At 38.7% G+C, this 21,877-nt stretch carries 23 protein-coding genes; 10 read left to right on the plus strand and 13 right to left on the minus strand.

Annotation, left to right across the window (positions count from 1 at the left end):
- Positions 1-6: 6 nt before the first annotated feature.
- From B155_RS0101840 to B155_RS0101870, 7 genes are all read right to left on the minus strand, one after another.
- Complete coding sequence (locus B155_RS0101840; RefSeq protein WP_018126532.1) at positions 7-639, minus strand: RNA polymerase sigma factor; 633 nt, start codon at positions 637-639, stop codon at positions 7-9.
- A 69-nt stretch (positions 640-708) separates the two neighbouring features.
- On the minus strand, positions 709-1,635 hold the full coding sequence (locus B155_RS0101845) for a Ppx/GppA phosphatase family protein (RefSeq protein WP_018126533.1): 927 nt from the start codon (positions 1,633-1,635) through the stop codon (positions 709-711).
- The gene (gene prmA, locus B155_RS0101850) at positions 1,632-2,465 is read right to left on the minus strand and encodes a 50S ribosomal protein L11 methyltransferase (protein ID WP_018126534.1); all 834 of its coding nucleotides are present in this window, start codon (positions 2,463-2,465) and stop codon (positions 1,632-1,634) included. Before prmA ends, B155_RS0101845 begins: the two co-directional genes overlap by 4 nt.
- Positions 2,465-3,427 (minus strand): M28 family peptidase, encoded by a 963-nt coding sequence (locus B155_RS0101855; protein WP_018126535.1) that lies wholly within the window; start codon positions 3,425-3,427, stop codon positions 2,465-2,467. The genes prmA and B155_RS0101855 overlap by 1 nt, the downstream gene beginning before the upstream one ends.
- The gene (locus B155_RS0101860) at positions 3,420-4,187 is read right to left on the minus strand and encodes an SDR family NAD(P)-dependent oxidoreductase (RefSeq protein WP_018126536.1); all 768 of its coding nucleotides are present in this window, start codon (positions 4,185-4,187) and stop codon (positions 3,420-3,422) included. Before B155_RS0101860 ends, B155_RS0101855 begins: the two co-directional genes overlap by 8 nt.
- Positions 4,188-4,209: 22 nt before the next feature.
- The gene (locus B155_RS0101865) at positions 4,210-5,745 is read right to left on the minus strand and encodes an amidase family protein (RefSeq protein WP_018126537.1); all 1,536 of its coding nucleotides are present in this window, start codon (positions 5,743-5,745) and stop codon (positions 4,210-4,212) included.
- 7 nt (positions 5,746-5,752) lie between these two features.
- A complete protein-coding gene (locus tag B155_RS0101870) occupies positions 5,753-5,971 on the minus strand; it encodes a Sec-independent protein translocase subunit TatA/TatB (RefSeq protein WP_018126538.1) in 219 nt (72 codons plus the stop codon).
- A 150-nt stretch (positions 5,972-6,121) separates the two neighbouring features.
- On the opposite strand from B155_RS0101870, the gene B155_RS0101875 reads away from it, so the two are divergent.
- The 7 genes from B155_RS0101875 to B155_RS0101905 all read left to right on the plus strand — a co-directional run bounded on the left by B155_RS0101875 (position 6,122) and on the right by B155_RS0101905 (position 13,811).
- Positions 6,122-6,376, plus strand: coding sequence for a DUF2795 domain-containing protein (locus B155_RS0101875; RefSeq protein ID WP_018126539.1), 255 nt, complete (start codon positions 6,122-6,124; stop codon positions 6,374-6,376).
- 49 nt (positions 6,377-6,425) lie between these two features.
- Positions 6,426-8,834 carry a BamA/TamA family outer membrane protein gene (locus B155_RS0101880; RefSeq protein ID WP_018126540.1) on the plus strand — a complete coding sequence of 803 codons (2,409 nt, stop codon included), beginning with the start codon at positions 6,426-6,428 and terminating at the stop codon, positions 8,832-8,834.
- A gap of 10 nt (positions 8,835-8,844) precedes the next feature.
- Positions 8,845-9,384: a cyclic nucleotide-binding domain-containing protein gene (locus B155_RS0101885; protein WP_018126541.1), complete on the plus strand. Its 540-nt coding sequence runs from the start codon at positions 8,845-8,847 to the stop codon at positions 9,382-9,384.
- A 13-nt stretch (positions 9,385-9,397) separates the two neighbouring features.
- Positions 9,398-10,810 carry a 23S rRNA (uracil(1939)-C(5))-methyltransferase RlmD gene (rlmD, locus tag B155_RS0101890; RefSeq protein ID WP_018126542.1) on the plus strand — a complete coding sequence of 471 codons (1,413 nt, stop codon included), beginning with the start codon at positions 9,398-9,400 and terminating at the stop codon, positions 10,808-10,810.
- Between the two features lie 31 nt (positions 10,811-10,841).
- Complete coding sequence (locus B155_RS0101895) at positions 10,842-11,324, plus strand: hypothetical protein (RefSeq protein ID WP_018126543.1); 483 nt, start codon at positions 10,842-10,844, stop codon at positions 11,322-11,324.
- Positions 11,325-11,453: 129 nt separating this feature from the next.
- The gene (locus tag B155_RS0101900) at positions 11,454-13,130 is read left to right on the plus strand and encodes an amidohydrolase (protein WP_018126544.1); all 1,677 of its coding nucleotides are present in this window, start codon (positions 11,454-11,456) and stop codon (positions 13,128-13,130) included.
- Between the two features lie 21 nt (positions 13,131-13,151).
- On the plus strand, positions 13,152-13,811 hold the full coding sequence (locus B155_RS0101905; protein ID WP_018126545.1) for a class I SAM-dependent methyltransferase: 660 nt from the start codon (positions 13,152-13,154) through the stop codon (positions 13,809-13,811).
- Here B155_RS0101905 and B155_RS12760 read toward each other — a convergent pair.
- Positions 13,792-14,991 carry a THUMP-like domain-containing protein gene (locus B155_RS12760; RefSeq protein ID WP_018126546.1) on the minus strand — a complete coding sequence of 400 codons (1,200 nt, stop codon included), beginning with the start codon at positions 14,989-14,991 and terminating at the stop codon, positions 13,792-13,794. The genes B155_RS0101905 and B155_RS12760 overlap by 20 nt on opposite strands.
- A 22-nt stretch (positions 14,992-15,013) precedes the next feature.
- Between B155_RS12760 and B155_RS0101915 the strand changes: the two genes are divergently transcribed.
- Positions 15,014-16,483, plus strand: coding sequence for a phytoene desaturase family protein (locus B155_RS0101915; RefSeq protein WP_040368120.1), 1,470 nt, complete (start codon positions 15,014-15,016; stop codon positions 16,481-16,483).
- On the opposite strand, the gene B155_RS0101920 is transcribed toward B155_RS0101915, so the two are convergent.
- Positions 16,484-16,993 (minus strand): metallophosphoesterase family protein, encoded by a 510-nt coding sequence (locus B155_RS0101920; RefSeq protein ID WP_018126548.1) that lies wholly within the window; start codon positions 16,991-16,993, stop codon positions 16,484-16,486.
- Between the two features lie 103 nt (positions 16,994-17,096).
- On the opposite strand from B155_RS0101920, the gene B155_RS0101925 reads away from it, so the two are divergent.
- The gene (locus B155_RS0101925; RefSeq protein ID WP_018126549.1) at positions 17,097-18,116 is read left to right on the plus strand and encodes a glycosyltransferase family 2 protein; all 1,020 of its coding nucleotides are present in this window, start codon (positions 17,097-17,099) and stop codon (positions 18,114-18,116) included.
- Positions 18,116-18,736, plus strand: coding sequence for a hypothetical protein (locus tag B155_RS0101930; protein ID WP_018126550.1), 621 nt, complete (start codon positions 18,116-18,118; stop codon positions 18,734-18,736). The genes B155_RS0101925 and B155_RS0101930 overlap by 1 nt, the downstream gene beginning before the upstream one ends.
- A 5-nt stretch (positions 18,737-18,741) precedes the next feature.
- Here the strand turns inward: B155_RS0101930 and B155_RS0101935 are convergent, their stop codons facing one another.
- The 4 genes from B155_RS0101935 to B155_RS0101950 form a co-directional block, all read right to left on the minus strand.
- Entirely contained in the window at positions 18,742-19,710 is a 969-nt protein-coding gene (locus B155_RS0101935) for a TolB family protein (protein WP_018126551.1), read from the minus strand.
- Positions 19,694-20,095: a DUF1761 domain-containing protein gene (locus tag B155_RS0101940; RefSeq protein ID WP_018126552.1), complete on the minus strand. Its 402-nt coding sequence runs from the start codon at positions 20,093-20,095 to the stop codon at positions 19,694-19,696. The genes B155_RS0101935 and B155_RS0101940 overlap by 17 nt, the downstream gene beginning before the upstream one ends.
- Before the next feature lie 97 nt (positions 20,096-20,192).
- Complete coding sequence (locus B155_RS0101945; protein ID WP_018126553.1) at positions 20,193-21,473, minus strand: hypothetical protein; 1,281 nt, start codon at positions 21,471-21,473, stop codon at positions 20,193-20,195.
- The gene (locus tag B155_RS0101950; RefSeq protein WP_018126554.1) at positions 21,470-21,850 is read right to left on the minus strand and encodes a hypothetical protein; all 381 of its coding nucleotides are present in this window, start codon (positions 21,848-21,850) and stop codon (positions 21,470-21,472) included. Before B155_RS0101950 ends, B155_RS0101945 begins: the two co-directional genes overlap by 4 nt.
- Positions 21,851-21,877: the final 27 nt, after the last annotated feature.

Here is a 21,877-nt window from a genome sequence, read left to right on the forward strand (position 1 = left end):
CGTTGCTTAAAAAGTCTCTTTTTTCTCGATAAGGGCCTTATATAGAAGCTCACGTGCTCTAAAAATATGAGCTTTTACAGTGCCTAGTGGCAGATCCAACTCATCCGATATCTCTTGGTAACTCAATTCGTCCATATGACGCATTTGAATCACCGCTTTATACTTCTCAGGTAGCGCATCTATAGCTTCGTGAACTATTTGTTTACGTTGCTTTTTCATTACCTGCTTATCCGTTGCGAACGACTCATCTGGCAACTGAATCTCAAACTCCCCATCTTTTGTTTTATAGGGGTCGTTTATAGAAAGCGTTTGAAGCTTCTTCTTTCGCAGGTAATCGATGGTGTGGTTTGTAGCAATACGATACAACCATGTTGAAAACGCATACTCGTTGCTGTACGTAGAAAGGTTGTTGAACGCCTTCATAAACACCTCTTGTACTAAATCTTCAACCAGCTCCTGCTCTTTGATCATTTTGCGAATGTGAAAATAGATCGGGCGATCATATTTATTCACAAGATCTTTATAAGCGGACTCGTCGCCACTTAGAGCACGAGAAACGAATTTATCATCCTCTATACTGCTTGCAGAGGCATTTTCGCGGGGTGATGTAGCTTTATTTTCTGAGATAGTGTTCGACATTAACTGAAAAAGTATGGTGCGCTAAAATACAAAGCTTCGCGTAAATGAAAATCCTTTTTTCATAAAAGTTTAATCGGCTGTTGCAAAGAGTGAACTAAGCACACCATGGCGAATCCCACCTGTTGAAACCATAATCTCGTCTAGATTATAGAAGTTTAGAAATTCTTCTAGAATCAATAGTCCAGCTAAGAAAATATCTTCTCTTCCTTTTAGGATTGTTGGACTTATTTCAAGGAGTTGTTCATGTGTATGTAAGCTAAATAACTCAATTCCTTTTTTGAGTTTTTCTCGCTTGATAACATGCATGTTTATTTTTTCAGCATCATAGTCTTCTACTTGAAGATCGATAGCTGCTAATGAGGTTAGAGTTCCAGCTACACCTACAGCTTTAACCCCTCTCTTGGTTTTAAACTTCTTGGATTCAAGTAACTCTCGAATAGCTTCACGACATTCTTGAATTTGTTCTTGGAATGGTGGGTCTTGAGTTAAAAACCGTTCTGAAAATCGTACACATCCCATATCGTAGGAATGTCCTTCCAAAAGGTCTCCTTTTCGACCTAGTGCTAATTCTGTACTTCCACCACCAATATCTAAAACAAACACATCTTGATTGGTTTCGATATCAATAACTGAAATAGCTCCTTGAAAGGTATATCGAGCTTCGTTATCTCCAGATACTAAAATGATATTGTAGCCTGTTTCCTGTTTAACTTGCTCAATGAATGCATCTCGATTAGAAGCATCCCGCACAGCACTTGTTGCCGTAACCGTTACGTCGTCTACAAGTGGGTATTCACTTTCAATAATTTGTTTGTACTCCTTCAATACAGCAATAACTCTTGCTATACTCTCTGAGTGAAGTGTTTTATCCGCGTCTACTCCTTTCCCTAATCGAGGCATACGCTGTTCTTCGTGGTGTACAATTACTTTACCCTGATCAGTTTCACCAATCAAAAGTAATACGGTATTGGTTCCTATGTCTATCGCTGCTTTCATGCTTTAAATAGAAGGGCGATCCACTCGCCTAATTGTTTAGTTTGAATATGATTTAATGCCTTTAAAGATGACTGCGACAATATTGTTTGTTCATCATCTTCAAGCAAGCCCGAAAGTAAAATTCTTCCATTTGGTTTTAAATATTTTAGTAGCTCTGGTATGAGCTCTATAAGTGCGTTCCTATTAATGTTGGCGAGTATCAAGTCATAGCTCGCATCAGTAGGTATCGTTTCAATGGATCCTAACTCTACATTAAAATTCTTTACTTGGTTGAGTTGCACATTTTCATTGCAATTATCCTCACTCCATTCATCGATATCGAAGCCAAAAACCGATTCTGCACCTAGCTTAAGAGCGCCTATACCCAGTATTCCAGTACCGGTACCTGCATCTAATACAACATCATGTTCTTCAACTATATCAGGTAACCATTCAAGAATAAGTCGCGTTGTAGCATGATAACCAGTACCAAAAGCCATTTTAGGATCAATAAGTAACTCTACTAAATCTGAGTTATCTGGTAGTGGTTCACCCCATGTTGGGCGAACATAAAACTTCCCAATTGCCTGAGGTTGAATAGATTGTTCCCATTTCTGGTTCCAATTTTGTGGGTTTACTAACTCCTCTTCAATAAGATGAGAATCGTGAAATCTGACAAGTATCTGTTCAATTTCCTCTCGCTTTACATCATCGAATCTATTAGCCGGAACTGAAGCAATCACCTTGTTATTTTCTTGTTCAAAGCCTTCAAAATCTAACTCAAATAATTCAGCTATTAATAGTTCGTGATAATCGTCTTTGATCGCAATATGTAGTCGGATATAATCCATTAAATTCTGTTGTAAATAAGTTCTAGTAATACGTCACCTACAGCCTGTAGAGTCTGCTTGTCGATTATGGACATGTTATCACGATGAGTGTGCCAATAATCTGGAAAACGAATGTTCCCATCTGCACCTACTGTATGATTGATAATATCAATCATTGGAATTCCTGCTTCTTGGTTTACGATGTAATGATCATCGAGTACACTTGCACCTGGTTCATCTAGAAAGATATCGCCATAACCCTTATCGGCCGCAATATTCCAAATCTCATCCATTAGATTAGGCGCATACCTTGTAGAATAATCTTCTTTAGGAAACACCGCATATTCGGCTCCTACCATATCTAAAAGGATTCCAAACCTGGGACTATAACCCGGTACTGGTGGATTATTTGCCCAATGCCTAGAACCAAGGAAGTAATTTTGAAGATCACCAGAACTACCATAATCTTCGCCGTCAAATAAAACAATATCAACGCCAACGGGCGGTGGGTTTTCTGAGAATATGCGTGCCAATTCTACTAAAACTCCTACTCCACTTGCACCATCATCAGCACCTAAAATAAAATCTGATGTCCGTGCTGTATCTTGATCAGCTCTAGGCCTCGTATCCCAATGGGCACTCAGCATGATTCGATCAGTAGCTGAAGTATTAAATGCGGCTATAATATTTGCCATCTCAAGGTTTTTACCATAAACCTCTTTGCTAAATTCTTGTGAAAACACACTATTCTGCCCAGCATAAGTTCTAAACTTTTGCTCTAAATAAGCTCTTGTTTGTGCATGCCCATAGGTGCCTGGTACTCGTGGACCAAAATTTACCTGTACTTCTGTAAATACATACGCTGAATCACTCGAAAAAGCCGGAACAGCATTATTTTTATCTTTAAAAGTAAGTCCCTCTTTTTGAGAACATGCCGAAACTAAGCAAGCAGTAACGAAAAGGAGTAATGTTAATTTATTCATCTCTATGAACCATGGTTGGGGAAGATTGATATACCGGGTAAATGATAGTATCCATTATATTTACATGTGCAGGACGATTGGCAACAAAAGTAATAATTTCAGCGATATCTTCAGCCACTAATGGCTTCAGTCCAGCGTATACCGAATCAGCTTTACTTACATCACCTTTAAAGCGAACTTGGCTAAATTCTGTTTCAACTAATCCTGGTGAAACCATACTAACTCTTACATTGGTACCATGAAGATCTTTTTTTGTAGCCTCTGTAATTGCTTTAACTGCGTGTTTCGAAGCACAATATACCACTCCACCTGCATAAGCCTCATGAGCAGCTGTAGAACTGATATTTATAATATGTCCTTCATTTCTACTTCTCATTTGTGGAGAAATTAGCTTTGTGAGTGTTAATAGTGCTTTCACATTCACACTAAACATTTGCTCAACATCGCTTTCTTGTAGGGCATAGACTGGATCCACACCTAATGCTAAGCCTGCGTTGTTTACTAGTACATCAATAGGAGTATCGATGGAAGCCACAAAACGTTCACATGCTTGTGTGTCGGTTAAATCAAAGGCTTCAATTTTTACTGAGATCGAATATTTTGCCTCTAAGTCATCCTTTAAAGCTTTAAGTCGCTCTTCCCTTCTACCCGTTAGAATTAAATTCGCTTTTAGTGTGGCGAATTCTTCTGCGGTTGCTTTTCCTATGCCGGATGTAGCTCCGGTAATCAGTACTGTTTTTTGTTCAAGTCTGTTCTTCATAGCTCAGTATTGAAGGGATTTGTTACTTAGTTTGTAACTCAATCAGCCTTGCTGCATTCAAAATTTTCGTCTCCTGAAAGGTATCACCCAAGAACTGAATTCCAAATGGTAAACCATTCGAATGCGTACCAACAGGAACACTAATACCACAGATACCTGCAAGGTTTGCTGATGTAGTATAAATGTCGTTCAAATACATTTGAACAGGATCATTTAATTTTGAACCAAGATCAAAAGCAGTAGTAGGTGCTGTAGGGCTTACAATCACATCCACTTTCTCAAATGCTTTTTTGAAATCTTCTTGAATAAGTCTTCGAACTTTTTGTGCTTTTGCATAATAAGCGTCGTAATAACCTGAGCTAAGCACATAGGTACCTAACATGATTCTACGCTTCACTTCATTACCAAAACCTTCGGTTCTAGATTTTTTGTAGAGACGAATTAACGCGCTATCTAAACGAGCTAGTTCTGCTTCCATTTTATCCGCTTCATCAGCTTTTGAGGCATCATATTTTGAGCGGATTTCTTTTTCCTCCGCTTTTAGTTCGTCGATAACAGTAGCTTTATCTGCTCTATAACCAAAACGGATACCGTCATATCTAGCTAAGTTACTTGAAGCTTCTGCCGTAGCTAACACATAATATGTGGATACACTGTACTTAGAATGAGGCAAGCTAATAGGTACTAAAGTAGCACCTTCTTTCTCTAACTGAGCTAATTGCTCACGAATAGTAGATTCAATTTCACTATCTAGGCCATCCCCAAAATATTCTTCAGGTACGCCTATAACGATGTCCTTTTTAGGCTCTTGAATAGCAGATACATAATCATCAACAGGTACATTAGCTGAAGTATTATCTCTTTCATCAAAACCGGCAATGGCTTGAAGCACACGAGCTGTATCTTCCACGTTATGAGCAAATGGACCAATGCAATCAAATGATGATGCAAAAGCAATTAACCCATATCTAGAAACACGACCATAAGTTGGTTTTAGTCCTACCACTCCACAAAATGAAGCAGGTTGACGAATAGAGCCACCTGTATCTGAACCTAAAGTAGCATTACACATATTTGCGGCAACAGCAGCGGCACTTCCTCCTGAGGAACCACCAGGCACCTTGGTAGTATCGTGTGGGTTTTTAACTGCCCCATACTTACTAAATTCATTGGTTGAACCCATGGCAAACTCATCCATGTTCGTTCGTCCAATAAAGATGGCATCTTCTTTTTTTAACTTTTCAATTACTGTAGCATCATACACACTTTCGAAACCATCTAAGATCTCTGATGCGCAAGTAGCTTGCTTGTCGCGCTCAGCAATTAAGTCTTTGATACCCAAAACTGCACCAGCTAGAGAGCCTGCGGTGCCATTTTTTATCTTTTTTTCAATCTCTTCTGCCTGCTCTAAAGCCTCATTATGATAGGTAGAAACGAAGGCATTTATAGAGCCATTTTGGGAATTAATTTCTGTGATATACTGATTTACAAGGTCTTTTAAGGCAAGTTCACCGTCTTGGATTTTTTGCCTAGCCTCTGAAATACTGTAGATGCTCAATCGTCTATTATTTTGTTTTAGAGTTTGATTCTTCTGAATTTATAGCGTCTTCAATATCTTTAGAACCTTCTTCTATTTCCTTCTTAATGTCTTTGGAAGCTTTCTTAAACTCTTTAATTCCTTGCCCTAATCCTTTTGCGAGTTCGGGGATTCTCTTCGCCCCAAATAGTACAAGTACCACAATCGCGATGATCAAAATTTCGGGGGCTCCAAACTTACTAAACATAAAATAATCCTCTTTGGATTTAGTTGATGTATTTGTGCCAAGATAACAATATTTTCGGCACGATTTATGATCAAAAAATATTTAACTGATACTTGTATAATTCCGATACAATTTTATCATACACTCACTAAATAAACCAATATTACTCCTATGATTTGGACAGTAGAACTCGCAGCAGCTTTAGATGAAGCTCCATTTCCAGCCAGTAGAGATGAGTTGATAGAATGGGCCGAAAGGAACGGTCTTCCTACTCAGGTTATCACAAATCTGGAAGAATTAGAAGAAATTGATGAAGGTGAACACACTATCTACGAGAGTATCGAAGATATTTGGCCAGATTACATTCAGAAAGAAGATTTCTTCCATAACGAAGAAGATGAAGGTTTCGATTACGACGACGTATAGTCTCTAACCCAATTATTGCGGCTGCAGAATACTCTGTAGCCCTTATCTATTGAGAACAATTACATCATCAATATCAGCTTTAAGCCCCTTAACCCTACTCTTTTCGGTTCTCATATTTTTCGTTTTAAGTTTCGATCTATCCGCTCAACAGGTAACTGAACCCGACTCTGTATCATCCGACAAAGTAGTACGTCGAATTCGGTTTTCTGGTAATAAATTTGTGAAAGATCGTACGCTCGAAACCCTTATAAGAACACGAATAAACCGAGAGTTTTTGGGCATTCCACGTTTCACCCCTTGGTATTACGTGTGGGAACTCTCTAACGGAAAATTTGGAGAAGACCCCATATATCTTGACCGAACTGTTGTTGCTAACGACATGGAGCGCATATCTTTATACTACCAATCACTTGGTTTTTTAGACGTTGCAGTTGATACAACAATCGTAGAATATAAGACGGATAAAGTCGAAGTTTCTTTCATCATTACAGAAGGCCCAGCCTCAACTATTAAAACGATCGCTTATAGTGGTCTACCCTATTTCGAAGAACCCGAAAAGAGGCTCGATTTTCTACAAGGAAGTCCACTAACGCGTGGCCGACTGAATGATACCCTCTTCACTGTAGAACGACAGTATAACACGCAAGAACTAGGGAATGAGCAACAGCGCATCATCACATTCTTAAAAAATAATGGGTATGCATCTATTCAGAGAGATTCTGTAATCGCCTATGTGCAAAAAGACCCAACCATCCCTACTGATATTAAAGTACTCTTTAAAATTAATGCGGGTAAAGTATATACTTTTGGTGAAGTAAAAGTATCCTTAGCTGATACTGAAACTGAAACTACACTGGTAGAACGAGATACTTTAGCAGGTGGTAACTACACACTGAATGACACTACCAAGATTTATTTGGCGAAGGAACCAGCTACACAAACAAAATTCTCATTACTCACTGACCAAATTTTATTCAAGCCTGGCGAGACTTATAACCATGAGTTGTATTTAAACACCATTAAGGAATATCAGAATTTGGGGATGCTATTCATTCGCAGGTTCGGCCAGAATGAGAGTGGCACACAACCTGATTTTTCAAAATCATCTATTCCAACTTATTTCGACCTTCAAACATTAACCAAACATCGTATCAGTTCAGAATTATTTGGTATGAAGCGATACGGATTTGGTACCGGTTTTGGAGTGGATTACACCAATAACAATGCTTTTGGTAAGGCAGAGAGCTTTTCATTAGCTGCTAATGCAAGCTTTGAGTTTGTTAGTAAAAGTGTACTTGAAGACATTGCAGATACAACTTCACAGTCATCCGTTTTCAGAAGTTATGAGCTTAGAGGAGATTACACAGTACCTCGTTTAAACTTCCCCTTCGCTTTCTTAGATAACACTCGATTCTTTACAAGCGGTATTACCCGTTACTCATTGTCATACAGTAGATCTGATCAGCTTTACTTTGATATTAACTCTGATGTGCAGTTCAACCTTCGCTATGAAGTACAGCACAATAACAAATTCAGTAGTTTCTTTGATCTCTTGGAACTCGATATTGTAGATCCATCTCCAACGGATGCCTTTATCAATAACCTAAGAAATGACTTTGGCTCTGACACATTAAACGATGGGACCATTATCGATCCTATTGAGCTAACCAGAATTCTTGAAGATTTCCGACCACAGGTTTCTTCGGTTACACGATATACGTTTAGAAGTCAGAATACCGATCTAATTAAAAGAAACTATGGCTATTTCAGTGAATATTCACTCTCGGCTGGTGGTAATATTCCCTATGCCTTAGATCGTTTTGTAATTACTCCAGATACTCTAGAACAAAACCTTCCTTCCCTATTTAAGCTCAGTGAAAATAGTTTGAGTTATAGTAGGTATGTAAAGGCTACAGCCGATTACAGGCGATATATTCCTATTTCAAATTCTGCTGTATTTTCGTGGAGGTTGTTTGGAGGTATTGCCCACCCTTACGGAAAAAGTACAACTATACCCTTAAATAGACGATTCTTTGCTGGTGGAAGTAACGACATTCGTGGCTGGGGTCCTTTTCAGTTAGGTCCGGGACGAATAAAATCCGAAGAGGTCCGCATTAACGGTGGTGAGATTAAATTGGCTGCTTTTACTGAAGCACGACAAGTTTTTATACGCGATTTGTTTGGAGCCAACTGGCATGCCGCTTGGTTCACGGATGCAGGGAATGTTTGGTATGGCCCTAAAAACGATGCTGCACCAAATGATGAATTAGATGCGGGTAGATTTAAGTTTGATGAATTCTATAAACAAATTGCCGTTGGTACCGGTTTAGGCCTTCGACTTGATTGGCAATATGTAATTGCACGATTTGATTTTACTTTCAGGGCACACGACCTTGAAGATGGTTGGTTCAATAATAAAAAGCTGTACTTTAGCTTTGGTATCGGTCACTCTTTTTAATCAGGATAAAATGGGAAAACTTACTTTACTCAAGCAACAATTAGATATCGTGATGAAATCTAAGTTTCTTAAAAACTTATCTACTGCTGAGCGGTACGAATTTTTGCAGCTTTGCCACAAAAGAGATTATAAAGAAGGTGAGTTTGTATTCTATCGAAACGATCCAGGGACGGGCATGTATTTTATTCAGGATGGAAAAATTGAACTTACTCTAGATTCAAACTTAACGCACGAGTCTGAAGATGATAACAACAGTTTTGTTCTAGAATCACCTGATAGTTTTGGTGCACTTTCCATTGGGTATAATTTACGTCGTAAATCAACTGCAAAGTGTATTACTGATTGTAAGCTTCTCGGTTTTTTCCAACCAGATTTTGAAGTACTAAGAGACCGACATCCTCAAATTGCAGTGAAATTTCTGCAAACTTTAACCAACATTGCTTTACGTCAATTAGAAAAAGCAACATTTACCATTGAAGAATTAGCTGGCCAAGAACAAGCATTGAAAGTGCAGTTCGACGCTTACTACGAAAACAATAACGAAGAATAACCTATAGATCATTATGGCGCTTAAAAAAGGCCAAGAAGTTACCCTAACTATTACTGGTGCAGCTTTTAAAGGAAAAGGAGTTGGCAAAGTAGACGGAATGGCCGTCTTCGTTCATGGAACAGCTCCTGGCGATACAGTTAGAGGTCGCATTATTAAAAAGAAGAAGAGTTTTTGTGAAGCTAAGCTTCTGGAAATCATTGAGCCAAGTACAGATAGAATTGAACCATTATGCCAACACGCTAACGTATGTGGAGGCTGTAGCTGGCAACACCTACCCTATGCCAAACAAGCTGAGTATAAAGGCCAACAGGTAGAAGATCATGTGCGAAGAATTGCAGGTTTAAGTGAAACTAAGGTTCACCCTACCCTCGCTTGTGATCAAGAGCTTTACTACCGGAACAAAATGGAGTATAGCTTTAGCACCCGAAGATGGTTAACGGAAGCTGAGATTCAAAGTGATGAATTTGTGGATGACTCAGCTTTTGCAGCGGGTTTGCATGCCCCTGGTCGATTTGACAAAATCTTAAACCTCAATGAGTGTCATCTTCAACGTAAAGAGTCATTCGCTATTCTAGATTACGTTCGTTCGTATTGTGTAGAACACGATATCCCTGCTTATGATGCATACACTCACGAAGGCTTCATGCGTCATCTCATGATCAGGAATGCTCATCATACCGAAGATTTTATGGTGAACATTGTAACGAATGCTGATGAACCATCTATCATTCAGCCATTAGCAGATGCACTGCTTAAAGAATTCCCAATTATATCCACTATCATAAATAACATAAACGATACTAAAAGCCCAACATCTGTAGGTCGTATTCAAAAAGTACTGCACGGACCAGGATATATAGTTGATAAAATTGGTGGCCATAGCTTTAAAATTCATCCAAACGCATTCTTTCAAACGAATACGCTGCAAGCTGAACATTTATATGAAGTGGCAAGGAATTATGCCGATTTACAAGATGGAGATGTGGTTTACGATCTCTATTGTGGTGTAGGCACCTTAAGCTTATTTATGAGCGAAAAAGCCCATAAGGTGTTAGGTATTGAGTTGGTTGAGGTGGCAGTTGAAAACGCCAAATTCAACGCCGAAGAGAACAAGGTAGATAATGTTTCTTTTGTGCAAGGCGATATGAAGGATGTATTTACTGAAGAAATGGTGGAGGAATTCGGTGCTCCTGATGTTCTCATAACTGATCCCCCTCGTGTGGGAATGCACCCGGATGTTGTAGAACGTCTTAAACAACTGAAAGTACCTCGCTTGGTTTATGTAAGCTGTAATAGCTCTACTATGGCTCGTGATTTACAAGAACTTTCTGAAGTGTACGAGGTGCTAGAAGTCCAGCCTGTGGATATGTTTCCTCAAACCTATCATGTGGAAGCTGTAGCCAAATTACGACTCAAATCTTCTTAATGAAATGAGAGTGCTCCTATCTATTTTTATAATGGGAGCATTCTCCATTTCCGTTGAAGCACAGCATGAACCCGTTTACGACTTTAATGCCTATAAAGAATCGGCTATTTCTGTCGGTTACCTTTATAGTTTTGGAGAACCTCATTCCAAGTCTTTTCATCTGCTTGATTTTAGATTCGAGAAATCGAGGTTTGGTGGACGGCATCCAAATTTTATAAACTGGAGTTCAGGGGTCATTCTTTCAGCAAACACTACTGAACTGCTCTTTGCACCCGTAGTTGGTTCAAGAATCTCTTATGGGGGTATCGTCACGGGTATCGACCTTTTTTACCTAACCAATACTGAAGAAGGCACTCTTCGATTAGCTCCTGTTTTAGGTTTTGGTGCTCATAAAGTGCAGATTGCAATTCAACCACACATTCGCATTTCAAATAAATCATTTGAACCCATCAGTCGTGGTCACTTTGTGATAAACATGAAATTGTTTTCTCTCAAAAAACAAACCCTTCACTGAATTGTATCTTGTTTAGATTGATATTTTTGAAGACTTTCAGCCTTCAAATTTTATCTATTTTATATGTTTTCAAATACATTTCGCCTCTCTCTCCTTCTATTTAGTTTTTTGATAATTACCTGCACTCAGATGAAGTCAGAACGAATTATCATCACGAATGCAAAAGTATACACCTTAGCTTGGGATGACCCCGCTTTAGATGGTACCCCCGCTAACAATGCCCCCTTCCAAAATGGAAAATGGATTGCCGATGCTGAAGCTATTGTAATTGAAGACAATGAAATTCTATTTGTAGGCACTAACAGCGAAGCATTGAGCTACAAACACGAACATACATCTATCGTTGATGTTCAAGGTTCTACTGTGATTCCTGGTTTAGTAGACTCCCATGCCCACCCCTATTATTTTGGAGAAGATTTAGGGAAAATTGATTTAACAGGTATCAGCGATAAAACAGTACTCTTGAATACCTTAAAAGCGAAGGCAGGTGATGTAGCCGAAGGTGAATGGGTGTTGGGTTTTGGCTATGATGAGGGGAATCTTTCGGTTGATAAACTACCAACCAAATCAGAACTATCTGAAGTATTCCCCAACAACCCGGTATTTGTGATTGGTACTCACGGTTTCACTTCCATTGCGAATGAGAAAGCACTAGAATTAGCCAATATCAACGCGCAAACTGAAGCACCAGTGGGTGGTGAAATCAAGAAAGATGAAAATGGGGATCCAAACGGAATATTTGTAAATAATGCAGCTGAGCTAATTGAGGAAATTCTACCTACTAAAACAGATGAAGACTATAAAGAAATTGCTCTGTATGGCATGAAAGTGTTAGCTGAATCAGGATATACCGCATGGCATGATGCGGGTACTAATAGTAATTATATGAGAGCCTTTTTGACTCTTGAAAAAGAGAATAAAGCCCAACTAAGAGTATATACCATGATTCAAGCCACGGATACCCTGTTAATGCAGGAATGGCTTGCTAAAGGCCCCGTTGTTAATACCCGAGTCATGGTTTCGGTTAATGCCGTGAAAGCCTATTACGATGCCTCTTTGGGACAACGGGGAGCATTGATGATAGATGATTACTCCGACAAAGCTGGGCATCGCGGTGTGAGTGGCGATGATTATGGTTTTGATCAAGATTTGGTTGCTCAAATGATGAAAAAGGGATTCCAAGTGGGTATTCATGCAATTGGTGATGCCGGCAACAGAGACATGTTAGATTTTTATGCTTCTGTATTTGAGCAGAACCCATCACTTAAAAACAATCGGTATCGCATTGAACACGCTCAAGTGGTTCACCCTGATGACTTTCAGAAGTTCAAAGATTTGAACCTAATAGTATCTATGGAACCACCACATATGGCGGAAGACATGAATTGGGCCGAAGACAGAGTGGGCAGTGAACGTATTAAAGGGGCTTATGCTTGGCGTACCTTTAGAGAACATGAGGTCCCAATCACCTTTAATTCTGATCTTACAGGTTCCGATCATAATATCTTTTATGGATTGTACGCCGCAATCACTCGTAAAAATAAGAACCGCGAACCCGAAGGTGGTTGGTATGCTGAACAGAAATTAAGTGCTGAAGAAGCCTTAAGAGCATATACCACTTGGTCGGCTTACGCTGCTTTTAAAGAAGAGGTAAAAGGAACCATCGAAGTGGGTAAACTAGCCGATTTAACAATCATGAATATCGATGTATTAAATGTGGGAGAACAAAATCCAGAGGCTCTTTGGGATGGGCAAATACTTGGTACTATAGTGAATGGCAAGTGGGTGTATTCAACCTTTAATTAACTACGAGTATTCATTTAATTCATGAAATCAGAAAATGCAGATTATGATCGCATTGCTAGCAATTTGAGAAACCCCGAGGGTGAATACGGGTTAGAAATTGCAGATATGATGAATGAGACCAATGCTGGAATGATTCATAATACATTGAATCAGTTAGCCCTGAATGAGCACCAATCTGTATTAGAATTGGGTCCTGGAAATGGACGGCATTGCCTGGACTTGTTAAGAAACTTCCCTTCTCTTAGCTACAAAGGATTAGATATTTCTGAGACCATGATTGCAAAAGCACAGAGCCTTAATGCAGTGTTTGTAGAATCGGGAAATGCAGAATTTATACAGTATGATGGTACTCATTTCCCTTTCAAAGACCAGTTTTTTGATCATATATTTACAGTGAATACGATTTATTTTTGGGAGCATCCGTCACCATTAGCACAAGAGATTTATAGAGTATGTAAGCCTAATGCAAAATTGGCAATATGCTATGCGGATGCTGAGTTCATGAAAACACTCCCCTTCACCCAAAAAGGGTATACTTACTATCAATGCAGTGAAGTAGAAGAACTTTTATCAACTGCTGGCTTCAGAAACATCACTCATGAGCAACATGCTGAAGAAGTAATTGCCAAAGATGGCACCCCAACACAGCGAACATATTATATCACAACTGCTCATCGGTAAAAGAAGCATGGATCATGTGCAGTTTGTTTTCCATTCCTTCACAAAAAACTAAGAATTCATTACCTCCGTCTTTCAAGCGGTATTTCTTTTTCACGTCATTAGCACCCATAAGGTAGTTTCGACAAATCACATTAATTTGACCATTGGGGGCCAACTTCCGAATTAGCTTTTTGTCGGGTTTATAAACTCCCAACACTTTTAAGGCCTTACCCGGAAAGTTTTTAATGAGGCGTTCAGAAGTGTATAAATGTGTATTTGGATGAACTTTAGCTATATCGAATGACGTCCCCACTGTGGAGAAAGCCCCAGCCTTCATGATGGCGGAATTTGGTTCGTATAGATAATCGAGAACTTGATCATAAGTCGGTATTGCTTCTTGTTCATCGTCTAATTTAAAGGTAAAACTCTGTGCTTCTCGTTTAGCTGATATATCCCACGCTTCTACGATCGCATCAGTTGAATCTCCATCCTTAGTTAACCAGAAAAGAAGTTCTTTTACTTCATGGTCAACTGCTACCACTTGCACCTTATCAACCACTTTTAGCTGATTTAAACCCAATTTAATATCTAACATCGGCGAGGCCTTCATAACCACAGTATTCGTATACTCGAACATCATTGGCATCAATTGTAGAATATTTGGGGTACAATCTTCCAATTCGAACACTCGTTGCTTAGCCTCGTCTCTTCTTGATGGGTCAATAAACATGACATCGACTTTTTGCTCGTATCTCTCTAGAAAATCCTCCGCAGTAGTATTTACGACTTCGATAGGTGCATTTAGAATCTCAAAATTATGTACTGCTAATTCACAAAGCTCAACATTCGGATCAATGTAGAATCCCTTTTCAAATTTTTGAGAGATATAATAACAATCAACACCCGTCCCACCTGTTAAATCCACAAAGGTTGAACCTGTTAACTGAGAGGTTTTAAACTTGGCCGATATTTCAGAGGATGATTGTTCTAAATTCGTTTTGTGTGGAAATAGAATCCCTTCTTCTTGATGCCATTCTGGTAGCTTCTGTTTTGCTTTTTGACGTGCCTCAATTTGCTTCACAATATCCTTCATAGGTAAATCTGGAAACCTATGAGCCTTTAACATTAAGTCTGCAGCCGTTTCATGTTCATGCTCTTGAATGAATGCTATTACTTCTGCTTTGGTTAAATTCTCTTTCATCAAAGGTTTTGTATTTTGTGATATGAAAATATCTATAATTGGTGCGGGTATCGGTGGTTTATCGGCCGCTTGTTTATTAGCTAGAAAAGGTCATTCTGTTACCATATTCGAGAGAAACGACAATGTGGGTGGTAAAATGAATCAAATTCAAACTGATGAATTTCGGTTTGATACGGGCCCCAGTTTATTCACAATGCCCTATATCTTAGATGAATTATATCTACAATGTGGCACATCCATTGAACAAGAATTAGAACTCGAGCCATTAGATATAAACTGCAGATACTTTTTCCAAGATGGCACTATTTTTAATAATTATACAGACCTCAATCTCACTTTAGATGAGATCAGTAACTTTGCCCCCAATGATGTAGGGGCATTCCTTCAGTTTTTAGATTATGCTGAAGATTTAAGTCATAAAACCACACCTGCTTTTGTACGAAATCCACTGTATGACTTCAGTGACCTTAAAGACCTAAACTTCTTTTCCTTTCTTGGCATTGATGCCTTCACAACGGTTAGTAAGCGAGTTGATAAGACCTTCGAGTCCGATAAGCTCAGACAGTTTTTCAAACGCTTTGCCACCTATAATGGCTCGTCTCCCTATCAAGCACCGGCAACCTTAAATGTAATTCCACATATTGAATTAGGCGAAGGTGGGTATTATGTAAAAGGTGGGCTCTATAAAATTGCTGAATCTCTTTTAAACTTAGCCAGCTCATTAGGTGTACAGTTCCTTTATAATGCGCATGTTGAAAAAATCAATATATCGGACGGGAGTGTTTCCTCAGTCGAACTCACTAATGGTGAGATAGTTATATCAGATTTAGTTATAGCCAATAGCGATGCTACGGAAACTATATCGAAACTCTTGAAAGCTCATTTGCCCGAGAAAAAACTTCAGGCTAGTAAACGCATAGAACCTTCTTGTTCTGGCTTTGTGTTAATGCTAGGTATTGATACTAAGTATGAGCAACTCATACATCATAACATCTTTTTTAGTGATGACTATAAACGTGAGTTTGATCAAATTTTTGTTGATAAGGTTATGCCCGATGACCCAACCATCTACATTGCGAATACCTCATACAGTGATGACGGTCATGCTCCAAATGGTGGTTCCAATCTCTTCATTTTAGTGAATGCACCCTACTTGAGTGAGCACTATGATTGGGAATATTATGAAGAAGTGTATACTAAATTGGTTATCAAAACTCTGGAACGTCGTGGGCTACATCACCTAAGTGAGCATATTGTATACAAAAAGTGTATAACACCCTTAGATTTCTACCAAAAGTATCGTTCTAATAAAGGTAGTATTTATGGTACTTCATCAAATAGTAAAATGGCCGCTTTTGTACGTCCTCGAAACAAATTTAGAGGAATTGAGGGGCTCTACATGGTAGGTGGTTCAACGCATCCAGGTGGTGGAATTCCACTTTCTATTCAATCAGCTTTAAATGCTGTTGAATTAATAGACCGGTACGAATAGCTATTGTGTTTCTACTCGAGCACCAAGGTTAATTACTTCCACATTGTGAATTTTACCTTGATCGATATCGAATCGCATGATGGTGCGTTCTTTTTGGAATCCATGCCTACCCGCAGCTCCAGGATTCATATATAGCATTTTACTGAGTTGTTGGTCGCGTGCTACTCTAAGAATGTGAGAGTGACCACAGATGAACAATTCAGGAGTATTATTTTCCATTTCCTCCCGAATAGGGATACAGTAACGCCCTGGAATCCCCCCAATATGAGTCATCCAAACATCCACTCCTTCACACATAAAGCGCTGGTGTAGTGGGAATTCATCACGAATGTCTTGGCCATCGATATTACCATATACCCCAATTACTGGAGCAACTTCTTTGAGTTGGTCCGCTATTTTGATGGTGCCGAAATCGCCTGCATGCCAAATCTCGTCTCTTCCGTCAAAGTAATCTAATGCCTGGGGATCAAGGTAACCGTGGGTGTCCGAAATAAGCCCTATTTTGATCATCCTTTTTTGCTATCATCTATTTTTATATCCTAGGAACTAAGAAAACACAATTTCTTAAATTCTCCTACAAAAAGCTTAACACAAAAGTTAAATACATCATTCTTTGAAAGGATTCAGCATCATCATTGTAACTTGGAATGGGCTACATCACCTAAAGACCTTTCTCCCATCCGTTTGTGCTACCAATTATCCAAATTTTGAGATCATTTTAGCCGACAATGCCTCTACAGATGGTACCGTTGAATGGGTTTCAGAACACTTTCCTGAAGTAATCATTAAGACATTCGACGACAACTATGGGTATTGTGGAGGCAATAACAGAGCTGCTGAATTCGCTTCCAAAGATATCATGCTCTTCTTGAATAATGATGTAGAGGTTTCGCCCGATTGGTTAAATGCCCTTAACCGTACATTTATTCAAGACGAACAAATTGGTGCTGCGCAGCCAAAGATGTTGGCCTATCAACAAAAAGACTATTTTGAATATGCGGGTGCCGCGGGCGGTTTCATCGATAAATATGGCTACCCCTTCTGTCGTGGCAGAGTATTTGATCATCTTGAAAAAGATTATCAACAATATGACCATGAAGATAGAAATATCTTTTGGGCGAGTGGAGCAGCATTAGCTATAAAATCTAATCTATTCCTGCAACTAGGGGGCTTCGATGAAGATTTTGAATTCCACATGGAGGAAATAGATCTATGCTGGAGAGTACATCGAGCAGGATATAAAATACATTACACTCCGGAAAGTATAGTGTATCACTTAGGGGGTGGTTCACTTCCAATGGGCTCGCCACGCAAAGTGTATTATAATTTCAGAAATAACCTGTTCATGCTTTGGAAGAACTACTCTACTAATGAGTTATTTTTTCGATTCCCAGTTCGATTAAAGTTAGATGTGATAGCGGCGTATAGAGCCCTATTTTCAGGTAATATTAAAGAATTTGGTGCCATTGCTAAGGCTCATCTTCATTTTTTTAAGTCCTTAAACCAAGTTCAGAGAAAACGATCTAATAGCAAAATCCCCCGTCCGAAATTAATAACAGGTAAGTATAACTTCATCTTGGTTTGGCGATATTTTGTTTATGGGCAAAAGACATTCAACGATTTGGATCATTAATGGCACGTAAACCAACTAAAGATCAAATATGGAGTTTTATAAAGAAATGGTGGCTTTCTTTACTACTCATCTATTTTAGTTGGTTAATCCTCAAGCAGTTCTGGTGGGCCTTAGAATACAACATATTCTTTGCGGTTAACTATAATCACCCCTTCCCCTTTTCTTGGGTGTACTTCATCATGGATAACCTAACACTAATCATCCATGAAGCTGGGCATACACTATTTGGAATATTTGGATGGAGGTTTCTAACCATTCTTGGTGGCACACTTCTTCAGATTCTAATCCCAATTCTAATTTTTGGGTACACCTATAGAGCGAAGAAATCTAAAATTATGCAGCTTTCTTTATACTGGTTAGGTTTTTCATTTCTGGATACGGCGGCCTATTGTGCAGATGCTAATCTCATGCAGTTACCACTGCTTGGGAATTTATCTAAATCAGCTCATGATTTTTCGAATATACTGACCTCATTAGACCTCTTACCATTGCATAATGAAATTGCTTGGGGGTTATATAGTATGGGAGTGGTGTTCCTGCTAGGAGCAGTTCTAGTGCCTCTAGCTAAGCTAGGGTACATAGAAGAAGTACAATCGATTGATTTAGATTTGAACTTATAAGTCTCTTATTCTTCTACTGGGAATACGAAGACAGGTGCTTGCTCATATAAATCGTTGTAAGTCAGTTTTCGAACATTATTGGAGTCCATTTCCATCACATAGATATCAAAGTTACCTCTCCAATCGGTAGAATTATAAGTGTATTCCGAACCATCAGGTAACCAAGTATGCCATCCCTCATTCGATGGGAAGCCTTCTTCTGTAGTATCTGGAGTCATCTGATAATTTTCGCCCGTTAAAGGTGAAATAGAAAAAATGCTGTAGTTATTATTTTGCTTTGAGATGTAGGTAATTCGAGTGCTATCTACCCATTGTGGCGGCCCAGCATGGTATTCCCAATCGTATGCACTAGTATCATCAGCAGGATATTCAGTGAGTTGGCGTAATTCAGAACCATCCACATTCATTATGAAAATTTCGGTATTCGCACCACGATTGGATCTAAATGCAATTTGTGATCCATCGGGAGAAAAAGAAGGATCATCATCATTGAACATATTATCAGTTAGTTGTTGAAGGATGTTTCCTTCTAAGTCAATGAGATATAAATTCCGTGGCTGGTTTTCACCAAAATTGGGTACTACAACTAATTCAGTACCATTATTCCGGCTATCGATCCATGAGTCATGAACTAGAAAGTCGGTAACACGACGTACTTCTGTTCCATCCCATTTCATCTCATATAAGAAGTAGTTTCTAGATGTGGTGTCTCTGTCAGATATGAAGTATAGTCGATCACCATGTGCGTGATATACCCAATCAACGCCCGAACTTAATGAGACATTTTTTTGCTCTGAACCATCAGAATTCATCACAAAAATCTCGTAATCGTTTGCATACCCATCGTAGAGCACATTGTATGCAATCTTATAGTTCTTACTTGGGGTTGTTTCTCTTGAGGTACAAGCCCAAAAGCCTGTACCAATGAATAGTAATATGAGAAGCTTTACAAAGCTGTTATCTCCACGCGCCAATAATCAGTCCCATTAGTGTAAATACAATAGTCCAGAAACCACCGTTTATGAGCATATATTTTAGAGATTTTTGTTCGTAGAGTCCTGAAACTCCCATCGCTAAAGCTACCCATGCAAAACCGGTTAAGAAACCGTAAAGTGCTCCTGATGTTGCATCAATTTCATTTCCAAAAAACATAGCCAAACAATAGGCCATAATAAACTGAAAAATTGCAGTTAGGCCGAATATTTTCGCCATGTTGCCATTTTCAACTTGTTCTTCTGTTAAACCAGCTTCTTTCATCCATGCTTTACCAAATAATGGCCCGTACCAAACAAAGCCAATTACGAAACCAACTAGAGTGGCTGCAATTATTGCATACCAGTTAATCATTACTTCTTCCATTATTTCTCCTCAATTTGTTAATGCCAGATTACTCTGGCTTATTATTGCACCGCAATGAATTAACAAAATTCTATATTACTGTCCAATAATGGGCTTCCTAAAATTTGAGCACACTGTTTCTAAATAAGTCAAAATTCACTCCTATTAATGCAATAAGATTCGTTTTTGTGCTAATCTTAGATTCGAAATCTTTTCCTGCATTAAAGCTCAAATTAGCTACATCCGAAATTTTAAATTGAGCATTGGCTGTGAACCGAAGTGCATTGTCTTTATTAAATGCTGTTATAGGATTACCCGAAAAGTCTCGTGTTTCATATTCTTCTTTTGTACTTCGATGAATCAATTCAACACTGATATCATAATTCCCGCTAGATTGCGCTAAGCTAATCCCTATATCTTTATTAGTTGCACCTATATTTTGAAAAGATCCTTGATACCGTGCTAAAAGCAAAAATTGTAGGTCACCTTCTTTACTAACCGAATGCGACGCGGTGATCCACACTCCGTAATTACCACCTTCTGTGCCTTCAACATTATTATTTGGAATCAGTAAGGAAGTTGCCCCTGATAACTGAACTTGAAGTCCCGTTCGATTTAAATCTTCATCCCTAATTTCCCGAATAACCGGACTTACACTTTTGGAAATCATGCCTAAAATAAACTCTTGAAAATCAGCTTGTTTACTCGGCAATGCCTCTTTTAGGTAATCCAAAGTAGCTTTTTTGGTATATGTGATTTCCTCTACATTTATTCCAACTACTAAATCAGGATCATTTATATACTGATCAAATTGTGCCTCAACAGCTATTAAAAGCTCCTCCCTCGACAATTCATTTTCATCCAAAATATCATCTAAGTTGTTATAAATATTACTTACAAAGTTACTTTGCCTTAGTCTCGCTAGCATCTCAATACGCTTTGCAACGTGAGGGGTACCGCGTACTAACATTGTTCTAAAACCGAATCCCCAGGCTCTACCGGACAATGAATCTCCCTCAAATTCATAGTCGGTAGTAGCCATAGAGATTACAAAAGTCTTTTTAATGGTATCCCAAAATGGACTCTCTCCTTTGTTGTTATCGATTTCGAAATACTCTTGGAAGGTTAAATTTGGTCTTGCTTTGAGCCAATAAAGGGTAAATTCAATGGCTACATCTTTTACTAAACCTGCGCTTTCATCAATATTATTTAAAAAATAGGTACCAAGAGCTTTGGTAGAAGTTGGGCGATAAATGCTTTGAGGTGAGATGCCTAATATTTGAAACCCCGGGCTTTGTGGAGCAACTAGATCATCGAATTTCAGGGAGTCGGTGGATTGAGCTGTAGCATTGGATATTAAAAATAGTCCCAATGCTAAGCATAGATAAAACTTTTTCATGATCGCACCAGATTGAAATAGTTTTTGTAACGAATTAAATCATGCACTTCCCCATCTTCATCTTGGAAAGGTTCATCATGAATAAATTCTTGTGTATCGCCATTATTCTCGATGGTAATGGTTATTAAAGATTTTGGGTGGGCTGCTACATTGTTAACCAAACTTCTAACATATACTTTCACCTCTTCTTGTCCTTCAAATAACTCTGCAATCGTGCCTAATTCTTCCTCTAAATCGTGGCCTGGCAAAACCGTTCGTATTAGGTTTCCATTAACTTTTAAGTCGATTGTAGCTGTATGACCATTTCGTGATGAAGCTTTTATTTTAAAAGGTCCATTAATCACAGAATAATCCTTATCTTCCCTGAAATTTCGCATTGTACTCCCTCTGTGGTTTAAGTTAAC

Origin of the sequence: Balneola vulgaris DSM 17893, from assembly GCF_000375465.1 — a bacterium.
Classification (GTDB): Bacteria; Bacteroidota; Rhodothermia; order Balneolales; family Balneolaceae; genus Balneola; species Balneola vulgaris.

Excerpts from the sequence above, each read along its gene's own strand:
- B155_RS0101840 (WP_018126532.1), bottom strand. The coding sequence starts at position 639 with ATGTCGAACACTATCTCAGAAAATAAAGCTACATCACCCCGCGAAAAT.
- B155_RS0101845 (WP_018126533.1), bottom strand. The coding sequence starts at position 1,635 with ATGAAAGCAGCGATAGACATAGGAACCAATACCGTATTACTTTTGATT.
- prmA (WP_018126534.1), bottom strand. The coding sequence starts at position 2,465 with ATGGATTATATCCGACTACATATTGCGATCAAAGACGATTATCACGAA.
- B155_RS0101855 (WP_018126535.1), bottom strand. The coding sequence starts at position 3,427 with ATGAATAAATTAACATTACTCCTTTTCGTTACTGCTTGCTTAGTTTCG.
- B155_RS0101860 (WP_018126536.1), bottom strand. The coding sequence starts at position 4,187 with ATGAAGAACAGACTTGAACAAAAAACAGTACTGATTACCGGAGCTACA.
- B155_RS0101870 (WP_018126538.1), bottom strand. The coding sequence starts at position 5,971 with ATGTTTAGTAAGTTTGGAGCCCCCGAAATTTTGATCATCGCGATTGTG.
- B155_RS0101875 (WP_018126539.1), top strand. The coding sequence starts at position 6,122 with ATGATTTGGACAGTAGAACTCGCAGCAGCTTTAGATGAAGCTCCATTT.
- B155_RS0101885 (WP_018126541.1), top strand. The coding sequence starts at position 8,845 with ATGGGAAAACTTACTTTACTCAAGCAACAATTAGATATCGTGATGAAA.
- rlmD (WP_018126542.1), top strand. The coding sequence starts at position 9,398 with ATGGCGCTTAAAAAAGGCCAAGAAGTTACCCTAACTATTACTGGTGCA.
- B155_RS0101895 (WP_018126543.1), top strand. The coding sequence starts at position 10,842 with ATGGGAGCATTCTCCATTTCCGTTGAAGCACAGCATGAACCCGTTTAC.
- B155_RS0101900 (WP_018126544.1), top strand. The coding sequence starts at position 11,454 with ATGAAGTCAGAACGAATTATCATCACGAATGCAAAAGTATACACCTTA.
- B155_RS0101905 (WP_018126545.1), top strand. The coding sequence starts at position 13,152 with ATGAAATCAGAAAATGCAGATTATGATCGCATTGCTAGCAATTTGAGA.
- B155_RS12760 (WP_018126546.1), bottom strand. The coding sequence starts at position 14,991 with ATGAAAGAGAATTTAACCAAAGCAGAAGTAATAGCATTCATTCAAGAG.
- B155_RS0101915 (WP_040368120.1), top strand. The coding sequence starts at position 15,014 with ATGAAAATATCTATAATTGGTGCGGGTATCGGTGGTTTATCGGCCGCT.
- B155_RS0101920 (WP_018126548.1), bottom strand. The coding sequence starts at position 16,993 with ATGATCAAAATAGGGCTTATTTCGGACACCCACGGTTACCTTGATCCC.
- B155_RS0101930 (WP_018126550.1), top strand. The coding sequence starts at position 18,116 with ATGGCACGTAAACCAACTAAAGATCAAATATGGAGTTTTATAAAGAAA.
- B155_RS0101940 (WP_018126552.1), bottom strand. The coding sequence starts at position 20,095 with ATGGAAGAAGTAATGATTAACTGGTATGCAATAATTGCAGCCACTCTA.
- B155_RS0101945 (WP_018126553.1), bottom strand. The coding sequence starts at position 21,473 with ATGAAAAAGTTTTATCTATGCTTAGCATTGGGACTATTTTTAATATCC.
- B155_RS0101950 (WP_018126554.1), bottom strand. The coding sequence starts at position 21,850 with ATGCGAAATTTCAGGGAAGATAAGGATTATTCTGTGATTAATGGACCT.